This is a genomic window from Streptomyces sp. NPDC046985 (assembly GCF_040644415.1).
In the GTDB taxonomy this organism is placed as follows: Bacteria; Actinomycetota; Actinomycetes; order Streptomycetales; family Streptomycetaceae; genus Streptomyces.
In genome coordinates this window covers 257,870-269,880 of record NZ_JBEYWK010000008.1, presented here as the reverse complement: position 1 = coordinate 269,880, position 12,011 = coordinate 257,870, and the positions used below count along the sequence as shown (strand labels likewise).

Genomic DNA, 12,011 nt, shown 5'->3' with positions numbered 1-12,011 from the left:
GGGAATACCGTCGGGGCGGGCGCCGTTCTGCCCATATAGTTGAACGATGAACAAAATGAAGGGCGAGTGACCATGCAGTTCGGGATCTTCAGCGTCGGCGACGTCACGCCGGACCCCACGACCGGCCGTGCCCCGACCGAGCGCGAGCGCATCAAGGCCATGGTCGCCATCGCCCTGAAGGCGGAGGAGGTCGGGCTGGACGTCTTCGCGACCGGCGAGCACCACAACCCGCCGTTCGTGCCGTCGTCCCCCACCACCATGCTCGGCTACATAGCCGCCCGCACGGAGCGGCTGCTGCTGTCCACGTCCACCACGCTGATCACCACCAACGACCCGGTGAAGATCGCCGAGGACTACGCGATGCTCCAGCACCTGGCCGACGGCCGGTCGGACCTGATGCTGGGCCGCGGCAACACCGGGCCGGTCTACCCCTGGTTCGGCCAGGACATCCGCCAGGGCATCAACCTCGCCGTCGAGAACTACGCGTTGCTGCACCGGCTGTGGCGCGAGGACACGGTGGACTGGGAGGGCCGGTTCCGCACCCCGTTGCAGGGCTTCACCTCCACGCCCCGCCCGCTGGACGACGTACCGCCGTTCGTCTGGCACGGCTCCATCCGCTCCCCGGAGATCGCCGAGCAGGCCGCGTACTACGGCGACGGCTTCTTCCACAACCACATCTTCTGGCCCGCCGAGCACACCAAGCGCATGATCGAGCTGTACCGGACCCGCTACGCCCACTACGGGCACGGCGGCCCCGAGCAGGCGATCGTCGGCCTCGGCGGCCAGGTGTTCATGCGCCCCAACAGCCAGGACGCGGTGCGGGAGTTCCGCCCCTACTTCGACAACGCCCCGGTCTACGGCCACGGGCCCTCCCTGGAGGAGTTCACCGCCCAGACGCCGCTGACCGTCGGCTCGCCGCAGCAGGTGATCGAGAAGACGCTGTCCTTCCGCGCGTACGCGGGCGACTACCAGCGCCAGCTCTTCCTGATGGACCACGCGGGCCTGCCGCTGAAGACCGTGCTGGAGCAGCTCGATCTCCTCGGCGAGGAGGTCGTGCCGGTGCTGCGCGAGGAGTTCGCCAAGGGCCGTCCCGAGGGCGTGCCGGACGCGCCGACCCACGGGTCGCTGCTGGCCGCGCGACGGCGGGAGGCGACCGAGGCAGCCGCTGACGGAGCGACTGGGGAAGTGAAGGAGGCAGCGGTATGAGGGTGGTCGTCGTCTCGGCGGGGCTGAGCGTCCCGTCCTCCACGCGTCTGCTCGGCGACCGGCTGGCCGCCGCGGTCGCCGGCGCCGTCGGGGCCGACGTCGAGGTCGAGGTGATCGAGCTGCGCGACCTCGCCGTGGCCGTCGCGCACCACCTCGCCAGCGGCTTTCCCGGCCCCGCCCTGGCGCGGGCGCTGGACGCGGTGACCGGCGCGGACGGGCTGATCGTGGTCACGCCGGTGTTCTCGGCGTCGTACAGCGGACTGTTCAAGTCCTTCTTCGACGTGCTCGGGGCGTGGGACCAGGACGCGCTGCGGGGCAAGCCGGTGCTGGTCGCCGCCACCGGCGGCACGGCCCGGCACTCCCTGGTCCTGGACTACGCCCTGCGCCCGCTCTTCGCCTACCTGCGCGCCGTGGTCGTGCCCACCGGCGTCTACGCGGCCTCGGAGGACTGGGGCGCGGAGGGGCTGCCCGAGCGGATCGAACGGGCGGCGGGGGAGCTGGCGGCGCTGATGAGGGGGGTGTCCTCCGGGGCGGCTTTCGGGGCGCCTGCCGGAGCGGTGCTCGGGGTGCCTTCGGGGGCGGTTGTCGGGGTGCCCTCCGGGGCGGTTTCCGAGGCGGCCTCCGGGGCGGTTTCCGGGTCGCTTTCCGGGACGGTCCTCGGAGCGCCTTCCGGGGTGGCCGAGGCGGCGGGGCCGTCGGCGAGCGGTCGCGTCCCGGGCGAGCGGGGGCGGGACGGGCGCGGTGCGGACGAAGACGGGGCGGCCGGGCGCCGTGTGGCCGGAGACGGCGCCGCGTCGGGCCGTGTGGACGAAGACCGGGCCGATCAGGCCCGGACCGGCGGGTTCACGGTCGTCCCCTTCGCGGAGCAGCTCGCCGCGCTGCGCGGAGGGCTGACCCCGGCCGGGGCGGTGAAGGGCGGCTGAGGCCGAGTCCGTGAGCGGCGGGTGGAGCCGGGCCGAGAGGCCGCAGGCGGCGCCCGGTCGGTCAGAGCCGGTGGAGCCGGGGCGGTGAGGGGCGGCTAAGTCAAGCCCGTGAACGGCAGGTGGAGCCGGGACCGTAAGCGGCACATGGCACCGAGCCGGGAGAGGCGTGGTGCGGCCGTGTCGGTGAGAGCCGGGTAAAAAGGGTGATCGTCACCCTGCCCGCCCGGCTCGCCCCGCCCTGACCTTGGCAGACTGGTCGCGTGCCTCAGACCGTGCTGCTCGCCGAAGACGACCGCGCCATCCGCCACGCCCTGGAGCGGGCCCTGACGCTGGAGGGCTACGCGGTGACGGCGGTCGCCGACGGCGTCGAGGCGCTCGCGCAGGCGCACAAGACCCCGCCGGACGTCCTCGTCCTGGACGTGATGATGCCCGGCATCGACGGGCTCCAGGTCTGCCGGGTGCTGCGCGCCGAGGGCGACCACACCCCGATCCTCATGCTCACCGCCCTGGTCGAGACCGCCGACCGGATCGCCGGCCTGGACGCCGGCGCCGACGACTACGTCGTCAAGCCCTTCGACGTCGAGGAGGTCTTCGCCCGGCTGCGCGCCCTGCTGCGCCGCACCGGCTCGCCCGGCGCCGTACCGGCCCCCGCTCCCGCCGCCGAGGGCGCGCCCGCGCGGGAGGCGCACCTGCCCGAGCGGCAGATCGAGGCCGCCGGGATCCGGATGGACCTCCAGGCCCGCCGGGTGTGGCGCGGCCCGCGCGAACTGGAGCTGACCCGCACCGAGTTCGAGCTGCTCGAACTGCTGGTGCGCAACGCCGGGATCGTCCTCGACCACTCCACCATCTACGACCGCATCTGGGGCTACGACTTCGGGCCCGGCTCCAAGAACCTCGCCGTCTACGTCGGCTACCTGCGGCGCAAACTCGACGCGCCGGACGCCCCGCAGCTCATCCACACCGTCCGGGGTGTCGGGTACGTGCTGCGGGAGGACTGAGTGGGCCGCCTCGCGCGCCTGCTGGGCCGCTCCCGTCCCCGGCTGTCGTCGCTGAGGACCACCTTCGCGGTGACGTTCGCCCTGGTCACCGCGGCCGTCACCATCCTCGTCGGCATCCTCTCCTACGACTCGGCCGCGCGCCTGGTGCGGGTGGACGAGCAGTCGGTGTTCACGCAGGTCGTGCAGGACGTGCAGGACGAGGTGCGGCGCCACGCCAGCACGCCCGACGACTTCATCTCCTCACGGCCCGGACACGACGTGGTCCGGCCCAGCCGCACCGACGTGCAGGTGCTCGGCGGCCGGGGCGAGATCGTCGACCACGGCAGCCCCGAGCTGCCCGTCACGGCGGCCGACCGGACCGTGGCGTCCGCCGCCGACGCCGGGCGGACGGTGCAGTACAGGGACGTGGCCGTCGCCGACGACGCCTACCGCATCGCGACGGTCGGACTCGGCCGCGGCCGGGGCGCGGTGCAGGTCGCCCAGGAGTTCAGCGACACCGAGGACCTGCTGCGGGCGCTCCAGCAGCGCACGCTCATTCTGATGGGCGCCGTCGTCACCGCGGCCGGACTGTGCGGCTGGTGGCTGGCCCGCCGCATCACCCGGCGGCTGATCCTGCTCACCTCCGCCGCCGAGGACGTCGCCCGCACCCGGCGCCTGGGCATCCAGGTGCCCGTCACCGGCTTCGACGAGGTGGCCCGCCTCGGCCGCTCCTTCGACCGCATGCTGGGCCGCCTCGCCCAGTCCGAGGAGGACCAGCGCCGCCTGGTCCAGGACGCGGGCCACGAACTGCGCACCCCGCTCACCTCGCTGCGGACGAACATCTCGCTGCTGCGCCGCATCGACGAGCTGCCGCCCGCCAGCCGCGAGGAACTGGTCGCGGACCTCTCCCAGGAGGCCCGCGAACTCACCGACCTCGTCAACGAACTGGTCGACCTCGCGGCGGGGCAGTCCGACGCCGAGCCGCCGCAGCGCGTCGACCTCGCCTCCCTCGCGGAGGAGGTGGCCGGCGTCGCGCGCCGCCGCACCGGACGCGACATCGCCGTCCGGGCCAGCGGCGACACGACGGCCGACGGGCGCCCCGGCATGCTCCAGCGGGCCCTGTCCAACCTGGTGGAGAACGCGGCCAAGTTCGACCGCGGCGGCACGGATCCCATCGAGATCGCCGTCCTCGGGCCCGCCCGGCCGGGCGCCGTCCGCGTCGAGGTGCTGGACCGCGGGCCCGGGATCGCCGAGGGCGACCTGCTGCGCGTCTTCGACCGCTTCTACCGCGCCGCCGACGCCCGTTCCCTGCCCGGCTCGGGCCTCGGACTGTCCATCGTGCGGGAGGTCGCCCTGGCCCACGGGGGCGCGCCGTTCGCCTGCCGGCGTGCGGGCGGCGGGGCGGTGATCGGTTTCACGATCGGCGCGGAACGCGACCGCGACCGGGACCGCGGCCACCAGGACGCCAGGGGAACGAGCCACGGCCCACGCCCGACCGGGGGGTGAGCCGCGGCGCGGCGGCCGAGTCACCGTCCGGCGTGGCTGTCGGGCCGTCGTCCGGCAGGGCGGGTGAGCAGCCGTGCAGCGTGGCAGGTGAGCCGCTGTGCAGCGCGGCGGCCGAGTCGCTGTCCGGCGTGGCTGTCGGGCGAGGAGCGGCCTCGGCGCGCGTAGGATGCGGCGGCTCAGAGAGCGTCCGCTTGGCGTGACTGCCGAGCGGACGCCTGGTGCGGCCGTCGAGTCACCGCCTGGCGCACCCGCCGGGCCACCGCCCGGTGCGGCCGCCGAGCCACCGCCGGGCACGGCGCGCGCCCGGCGGTCCACGACAACGCCGCGGTCCCGGTGAGCCCCCGCCCGCGTCGCTCAGCGGCCGCGCGGCCGCCCGGAGCGGGCGTTCAGGACGCGTCGACCTCCGTGTCCGCCGGGCGCGGGCCCCGGCGCCGGGCGAAGGCGGGGAGGGTCGGCGGCGTCAGGAAGCCCTCGGCGCGGGCGCTGGCGATCCCGATGCGCGGGATGTCCGCGCTCTTGGCGAAGAGCAGGAAGCGCGGCTCCCAGACCGGCCGGTACTTGGCGTTGGCGCGGTAGAGCGACTCGATCTGCCACCAGCGGGAGAAGAAGGTGAGCACCGAGCGCCACAGCCGCAGCACCGGACCCGCGCCGAGCCGGGCGCCGCGCTCGAAGACCGAGCGGAACATGGCGAAGTTGAGCGAGACCCGCCGTGCGCCGATCTCCCCGGCGCGCAGCAGCAGTTCGACGACCATGAACTCCATCAGGCCGTTCTCGGAGTCCCGGTCACGGCGCATCAGGTCCAGGGACAGCCCCTGCTCGCCCCACGGGACGAAGCTGAGCAGCGCCCGCGGCTCGCCGTCGGCGTCCCGGCACTCCAGCATCACGCAGCGGCCGTCGCCCGGGTCGCCCAGCCGCCCGAGCGCCATCGAGAAGCCGCGTTCGGTGGCGCCGTCGCGCCACTGGTCGGCGCGCGCGACGAGCAGGGCCATCTCGTCGTCCGGGATGTCGCCGTGGCGGCGGAGGGTGACGGTGTATCCGGCCCGGCGCACCCGGTTGTGCGCCTGGCGCACGACGCGCATCGCCCGGCCCTCCAGGCTGAAGTCGGCGACGTCGACGATGGCCTCGTCGCCCAGTTCGAGGGCGTCCAGCCCGTGCCGGGCGTAGACGGTGCCGGCCTCCTCGCTGGCGCCCATCACGGCGGGCGTCCAGGCGTGCCGGTGGGCCTCGGCCAGCCAGGCGTCGATGGCGCCGGGCCACGCCTCGGGGTCCCCGATGGGGTCGCCGGAGGCGAGGCTGACGCTGCCGACCACGCGGTAGGTGACGGCGGCCTTGCCGGTGGGGGAGAAGAGGGCGGCCTTGTCGCGGCGGAGCGCGAAGTAGCCCAGCGAGTCGCGCTCGCCGTGCCGGTCGAGCAGTTCGCGCAGCTTCGCCTCGTCCTTCTCGGTGAGCAGGTCGCGGCCGCGGGGCGAGCGGAAGCAGACGTACAGGACTAGCAGGAACGTCGCCGCCATCAGGGCGTTGATGGTGATGTCCACCCAGCGGGGCGCGTGCACGGCGGGGACGCGGTCGGCGAGCGGGCCGACGCTGACGCCGCGCAGCAGGGCGTAGAGGAGCTTGTCGGCGAGGGACGCGCCGCCGGTCGCCTTGTTGGTGGCGTCCACCAGCCAGGTGCCGACGCCGCCGGTGACGAGGACTCCGGCGACGCCGACGGCGAGCGCGAGCCGGGGGTTGGAGCGGTCCCCGATGGCGTAGAACTCGCGCCGCCCGATGAGCAGCGCGGCCACGAACAGCGCGGTGAGCGCCGCGGAGACCCAGTTGAAGCCGTGTTCGCGGAAACGCGCCTGGGTGAGGGCGAGGGCGTAGAGCGCGAGGAGCGGACCGGCGAGCAGCAGGTTGAACAGCCACGCCGCTCGCTTGCGGCGGCGCATCACCATCGCCAGGAACAGCGCGAGCGCGGCCGAGACCAGGCCGGCGGTGGCGAGATAGGGCGTGAAGAACTCGCCCGCGTTGTGCGCGTGCACCTTCTCGCGGAACGGCAGCGACAGCACCGCGGCGATGTTGAGCACGGCGAGCAGCCGCAGGTACCAGACGGTGGCCGCGGCGGCCCGCGCGCGCAGGCGGGGCCCGATGTGGTTCCGTGAGGAGCCGTCAGAGCCGCGCTGGGAGTCGCGCTGCGTGGGGATGAGAAGCGAGTTCAAAGCGGGCATGGGTGACACGTCACCTCGAAGGGGGCCGGTGAAACCGACCGGAACCGGATGGAGTGGGCGGCGCTTGAACGCCAGGGCGGGCAGCAGCCGACCCTACTGTTCAGGTCAAAGGTAAGGAACAGGGGTACGGCTGCTTACCCGCCGGGTATGGGTGCGGGATCGCCGCCGCTCCCGGCGGAGACGGAGCGGCCCCGACCGGGGCTCGGGCGGCCCCGCCGCGCGCGGGACGGGTTACGCCACCCGAGTGCGGTGACCGGAAAGGACCGGGAGGGCGAGAAAGGGACCGTAAGGAGCCGGAGAGGACCGTAAAGGTCCGTAAGGCGCCGAAGATGCCCGTAAGGGACCGGAAATTACCGGAAAGGCCCGGAAAGCATCGGCGAGGTTCACCGGCTAGCGAAGCCCGGCGCGGCGCCTCGCGCGGCTGAGCACCGGACGCCACGCGCTGTCCGGCACGCCTTTTCAGCCACGGCACTAGGCCGGACGGGGGACGTCGCCCTCGGCGGGGGCTTCGCCGCCGCCGCGCGCCGCGTCGGCCGCGCGTCTGCGGGACGCGGTCAGCAGCCAGGCGAGGTTGCCGACCGCCGCACCGGCTGCGACCGCGGCGACGATCACGCCCGCCGTCGCGAAGCCGTCGCCGAACAGGTGAGGCCGCCTGTCCAGGCTGTGCAACCCGAACCCGCACAGCTCGTACACCCCGACGGCCGCGACCGCGAGGCTCACGGCGAGCAGCGCGACGGTCGGCCCGAGCCGGCCCACCGCCTCCTCGCCGTCCGGCGCCGGACAACGCGCTTGCTGCATGGGTCCCCCGGAAGCTGTTGGTTGGCGAGCCGGACCCTACAGTACGTAGTGCCTCCCCACATTACGCAGTGCCTCCGCACAGTACGGTGTGCCTCCGCTCGCGCCGGTGGAAGCGGAAGCGCACACCCGCCGGGGACATGGCGCGCGCGGGGCGCCGTAGGCGAAGCCGACCAGGGGGCGTGACGAACAGGCCAGACGGGGCACCGCCGGTTTCCGGTGCCGGGCCGCTTCACACCACCCCGCTGCTACGGTCTCGCCCATGGCCCTCTCGTTCTCCGCCGTTCAGGACGTTGATCTACGGGTGCAGCCGGTCGACGAGGTGCTGGAGCGCGTCGCACGCTCTCTCCGCACGCGTTTCCTAGGGGACACGGTGGTGCGCAAGCGACGGTCCGTGGGGGCTCGTACGGATCGTGCCACCTGGGTGCGGATCGAGCGGCGCTCGCTCGCCAAGATCACCGATCAAGGGTGGAACGGCACGGAAGCCGCTGCCCGGCTGAAGGGCGTCGCCATGCCGGCGTGGCGGCAGTGTGTCGTCTGGCAGGACGAGGACGGTCCGGTGATGTGGCGGGCCGACGAAACAAGCCTTCTGCCGGCCGCACCCCTGGGAAGTGCCGTCCTGAGCGATCCTCCGGGCCTTCCCGAGGAGTGGTGGAGCGGGCTGAACGCATCCCTGGACGCGCTGGCCGGGCACGAGACCGGGAGAGTCGCCACCCCCGACACCGAAACCATCACGCAGGATCTGGTCACCACGTCGATCCGAGGCGTCTTCTCCGACGGCTTCGATGCGACCGTCCGTCGCTGGGCGCCGGCCCACGCCGATCTGAACTGGGCGAACGTGACGGGGCCGGTGTACAGCCTCTTCGACTGGGAGGACTGGGGCAACGCGCCGCGGGGACTGGACTCCGCCTCCCTCTGGGCCGCCTCGCTCGCCGTCCCCGCCCTCGCCGACCGCGTGCGACAGGAGCGTCGCCACGACTTCGACAGCAGGGACGGCAAGCTGATGACGCTGTTCGTGTGCTCGAAGATCCTCGGGCCGCACGCCCACCCGCAGGACCCTCGGCGGGAGCCCGCGCAGCACATGGCGGATCAGGTCGTCGAGGAACTTCAGGCTGGCTGAGCACGCGGGCCCTCCTTGAGGAGACGCCGGTACTCCTGGACCGTCCTGTCGTCGACCTCGCCCGCCAGAGCACCGACGAGTTCCCGCAAGTGGGCCGGATCGTCGGTGCCCACGGCGACGGTGTCGACCCTGGGCAGGCGGTACGCGGCACGGAAGGCCGCCTGGGCGCGGGAGAACCGGCGACCGTCCCGGAGGAAGACCCGTGGGTCGAACCGGGACCACACCGCATCGCTGCCGGCGCCCCCGAAGGGGCTCATTCCCCAGACCTGATCGTGCTCCAGAGCCCATGCCCTGGTGAGGGCCTCCGCGCTCTCCAGGGTCCTCGTGCCGACGAGCAGGCCGGCGCGGACCATGAGGACGGACGGTGTCGGTACGGTCGGGTCGATCAAGTGGGGCAACGGCGCCGGGTTCCATGACGCGACGCCCCACGCGGCGCACACACCTGCCGCCGCGGCGTCGTCCAGAGCGGTGCACGCGCCCGCCAGCACGTCCCGTTGGTTCGAGCCGGCCCTGTTCAGGGAGTGCTCCGGGTTGTGCAGGAACACCAGGTCCGGCTCCCGGCCGAGGTCTTTGACCGTCTGTTCCACGGCCGCGCGCAGTCGCACGGGGTCGAGGGAGTGCTGCGTACCGCCCGGTCTCTGGAAGTAGCCGACCTTGGTGGAGACCGCGAACGCGGGCAGCAGGTCTCCGGCGGTCCGTGCCAGCATCTGGTGGGAGTGGAATCCCAGGTAGTTGGTGCTGGTGTCGAGTGCGGTCACGCCGAGGTCCAGCGCTCCTGCCAGGAGGCGGCGCTCGTGACGAGACCGGTGTAGCCCGAGGACAATTCGGGGGTCAGCACCGCGCACAGCTCCTCCTTCACCAGGATCTCGGCGACCTCCGCCACGTCGGCGCCGGCCGCGGCGACAGCCCGCTCCAGCGCGACCGGCTCGCCGCTCAGCAGCAGACGCAGCGCGGGCAGGGCCCCGGCGGCGAGGGTGATCCTCTTTCCCGAGGCCACGACGTCGACAGTCCCGCCGTTCTCCTCGATCCGGGGAGGGAAGTGTGTGGTGCACACCACGGCGTCGAGCGACCCGAGGACGTCGAGGAACGGCACGTGCCGGGGCAACGTCGTCTCCCGCTGGTACGCGGCGAGGAAGTCGGCCGGGGAGCGTTCGGCGAGCAGTGCGCTGGCGGCCTCCATCAGCGCCATGTCGTCGGGGCCGTGTCGGCGGTCGAGGTCGTGTCGGAATATCTCCTGCTCGCGGCACCAGTCGGCGAGCCATGCGAACCAGCTCGCTCCGGTCCGCTTGGTGATGCCGAAGGTGACGTGGAGGCTCTTCCCGGTTCCGCTGCCGGTCCGCGTCGCCTGGTGCCAGTGTCCGCGGGGGATGTGCATGACGTCGCCGGTCCGGAGGGCGCCGGACCAGACGACCTCGTCGCTCGGGGTGGCGTTGGGGTCGGAGTCCCGATACATGGGAACCGCTCGGGAGGTGGAACGCACCTCCCAGTCCTTCTCCCCCACGACCTGCACGATGAGCACGTCGTGGTCGTCCCAGTGCAAGGGGAAGCCGGCGGCGTCGTTCGTAGTCAGGTAGGCGTTGACCTGCACCCGCTCGTGAGACCACCACTGCAACGCCCGGCAGGCCACCTCCATGGTCGGGTCGAAGACGTTGGCCTGGTCGAGGATGAGCGTCGCGCCTTCGCCGAGCAGCCTGCCGAGGCTGCGCATGTCGACCATGGGGATGCTCTGCCCCCGGGGGCTGACGCTGTCCGTGAAGTAGACGGCCGGGTGCACCTCCTCGCCCTGCTGGAAGCACCGGATCTGCGGGCGGTTCAGACTCCTGCGCATGGCGATGTCGAGCAGGCGGTTCGGGGTCAGGAGGCGGGAGACGAGTTCGGCGTCTCCGATGCTTCCCCGTGCGAAGCGCCTGCCCAGCTCATCCGCCCCGCTCCAACCGAGTGCCGTCTCGATCGCGCTGATCAACCGATGTTCCATCCCCGTGTCCTCCATGGGTTCGACCACGTGATGCGGACACGGCCGGGGCCGACACGACACGTCGTGCCGACCCCGGCCGCCTGGCGCTATGCGCCGTCGTGCAGGTTGCCGTCGCCGCCGGGCCACGGCGCGTCGCCGGAACTGCCGGAGTTGTCGGACCGGAGACCGTCGTACCGATCGTGGACGGCGGTCAGCTCCTCCACCGCCACCAGGAGGCCCGTGCGGGCCGGAGGCGGCGTCGTTCGCTCTTCCACCTCGTGCTCCTTCCTCATCGGGTTTCCCGCCGGGGGATCCGGCGGGAGGTCATGGCCGTCCCACGGCCGGGAAAGAGTCGGAATTCCGTGGGACGGCGGTAATCGGGCGGCGTGAAGCCGAGGCGCCGGGACCGCCTGCCGCTTACCGCCATGCCGCGTGGCCGGTCAGCGGCGGAACGGCCGCGTCCTGCCGGATGCCGGTTGCCGTTCGCGCCGGTCCCACAGCGCCCCGGCCGCCGGTTCAGGGTCGCCTGTGACCGGATCCACGTCACGACGGCTGGGCCTGTAGACGACATCGCGACCAAGAGGCCGAACCCGGCCGGACCGCGTGCCGCCCGGTCACGCGGCGGCCGGCGTGAAGAACTCGGGCCCGGCGCCCGTCCGGCCTCCCGCCCGTGTGGTGGGCAAGTCACGCGGGACGCCGACACGAGCGACGGACAGCGGTGCGGGAAGCGCGAGTTCAGCCCATACACGCTTCCCGCGGTCGGTGGGCTCCCAGGCCCAGGACAACGCGAGGAGACCGACCAGTGACAGGCCGCGCCCGCTCTCGGCGTCGGCTCCGCCGTTGGCCGCCCGTGGAGCAGCCGTGCTGCCGTCCAGAACGTCGATCACGAGACGCCCCGTCGAGTGGTACAGCGCCACGGTGATCGGCCCGGCCCCGTGGATCACGGCGTTGGCGATGAGTTCCGAGGCGACGAGACGGATGGCGTCGACCGTTTCCTCGTCCAACGGCACGCCCCAGGCGCGCACCCTTTCGACGATGTCGCGCCGGGCCAAGGGCACTTCGCTCTCCGTACCCGCGAGAACGATTCGATGGATGAGCGTGGGCATGGCAAACGCCTCCGAGGAAAGGGGGGGCGGCTCCACTCCGACGGGGCGAGGAAACGGAACCGCCGATCTGAGAAGCCGTTCCGAGAGCGGCCCCCCTACGGGCCAACCGTCAGCGGCTGATACCGAGTCAACGGCTCCTGTCCGCAAGCCGGAACGTTTCCAGGGGGTTTCTCCTGGAGACGACGCTCTCCTCGAAGCCGAATACGACAAGTAGCCT

10 protein-coding genes and 1 pseudogene are annotated in these 12,011 nt (G+C 72.8%); 5 read left to right on the top strand and 6 right to left on the bottom strand.

Annotated features, from left to right (window positions below; genetic code table 11):
* The first annotated feature begins 72 nt into the window (after window positions 1–72).
* The 4 genes and pseudogenes from ABZ861_RS13415 to ABZ861_RS13400 all read left to right on the top strand — a co-directional run bounded on the left by ABZ861_RS13415 (window position 73) and on the right by ABZ861_RS13400 (window position 4,612).
* Window positions 73–1,206 (top strand): LLM class flavin-dependent oxidoreductase, encoded by a 1,134-nt coding sequence (locus ABZ861_RS13415; protein WP_361628675.1) that lies wholly within the window; start codon window positions 73–75, stop codon window positions 1,204–1,206.
* A pseudogene (locus tag ABZ861_RS13410) lies at window positions 1,203–1,730 on the top strand (CE1759 family FMN reductase); the annotation flags it as partial. The gene ABZ861_RS13415 and the pseudogene ABZ861_RS13410, both read left to right, overlap by 4 nt.
* A gap of 659 nt (window positions 1,731–2,389) precedes the next feature.
* Window positions 2,390–3,127, top strand: a complete 738-nt coding sequence (locus tag ABZ861_RS13405; protein WP_361628496.1) for a response regulator transcription factor — start codon at window positions 2,390–2,392, stop codon at window positions 3,125–3,127.
* Window positions 3,128–4,612 carry a HAMP domain-containing sensor histidine kinase gene (locus ABZ861_RS13400; RefSeq protein ID WP_361628493.1) on the top strand — a complete coding sequence of 495 codons (1,485 nt, stop codon included), beginning with the start codon at window positions 3,128–3,130 and terminating at the stop codon, window positions 4,610–4,612.
* Window positions 4,613–4,998: 386 nt separating this feature from the next.
* Here the strand turns inward: ABZ861_RS13400 and ABZ861_RS13395 are convergent, their stop codons facing one another.
* Complete coding sequence (locus ABZ861_RS13395; RefSeq protein ID WP_361628490.1) at window positions 4,999–6,819, bottom strand: phosphatidylglycerol lysyltransferase domain-containing protein; 1,821 nt, start codon at window positions 6,817–6,819, stop codon at window positions 4,999–5,001.
* Window positions 6,820–7,290: 471 nt separating this feature from the next.
* A complete protein-coding gene (locus ABZ861_RS13390; RefSeq protein WP_361628488.1) occupies window positions 7,291–7,617 on the bottom strand; it encodes a hypothetical protein in 327 nt (108 codons plus the stop codon).
* Window positions 7,618–7,876: 259 nt separating this feature from the next.
* Between ABZ861_RS13390 and ABZ861_RS13385 the strand changes: the two genes are divergently transcribed.
* A complete protein-coding gene (locus ABZ861_RS13385) occupies window positions 7,877–8,734 on the top strand; it encodes a hypothetical protein (RefSeq protein ID WP_361628485.1) in 858 nt (285 codons plus the stop codon).
* On the opposite strand, the gene ABZ861_RS13380 is transcribed toward ABZ861_RS13385, so the two are convergent.
* The 4 genes from ABZ861_RS13380 to ABZ861_RS13365 all read right to left on the bottom strand — a co-directional run bounded on the left by ABZ861_RS13380 (window position 8,722) and on the right by ABZ861_RS13365 (window position 11,794).
* Window positions 8,722–9,579 (bottom strand): aldo/keto reductase, encoded by an 858-nt coding sequence (locus tag ABZ861_RS13380; RefSeq protein WP_361628482.1) that lies wholly within the window; start codon window positions 9,577–9,579, stop codon window positions 8,722–8,724. The genes ABZ861_RS13385 and ABZ861_RS13380 overlap by 13 nt on opposite strands.
* Window positions 9,489–10,709, bottom strand: coding sequence for a cupin domain-containing protein (locus ABZ861_RS13375; RefSeq protein ID WP_361628479.1), 1,221 nt, complete (start codon window positions 10,707–10,709; stop codon window positions 9,489–9,491). The genes ABZ861_RS13380 and ABZ861_RS13375 overlap by 91 nt, the downstream gene beginning before the upstream one ends.
* An 86-nt stretch (window positions 10,710–10,795) precedes the next feature.
* Entirely contained in the window at window positions 10,796–10,963 is a 168-nt protein-coding gene (locus ABZ861_RS13370) for a hypothetical protein (protein WP_361628476.1), read from the bottom strand.
* Window positions 10,964–11,302: 339 nt separating this feature from the next.
* Entirely contained in the window at window positions 11,303–11,794 is a 492-nt protein-coding gene (locus ABZ861_RS13365) for an ATP-binding protein (RefSeq protein WP_361628473.1), read from the bottom strand.
* Window positions 11,795–12,011 lie beyond the last annotated feature (217 nt).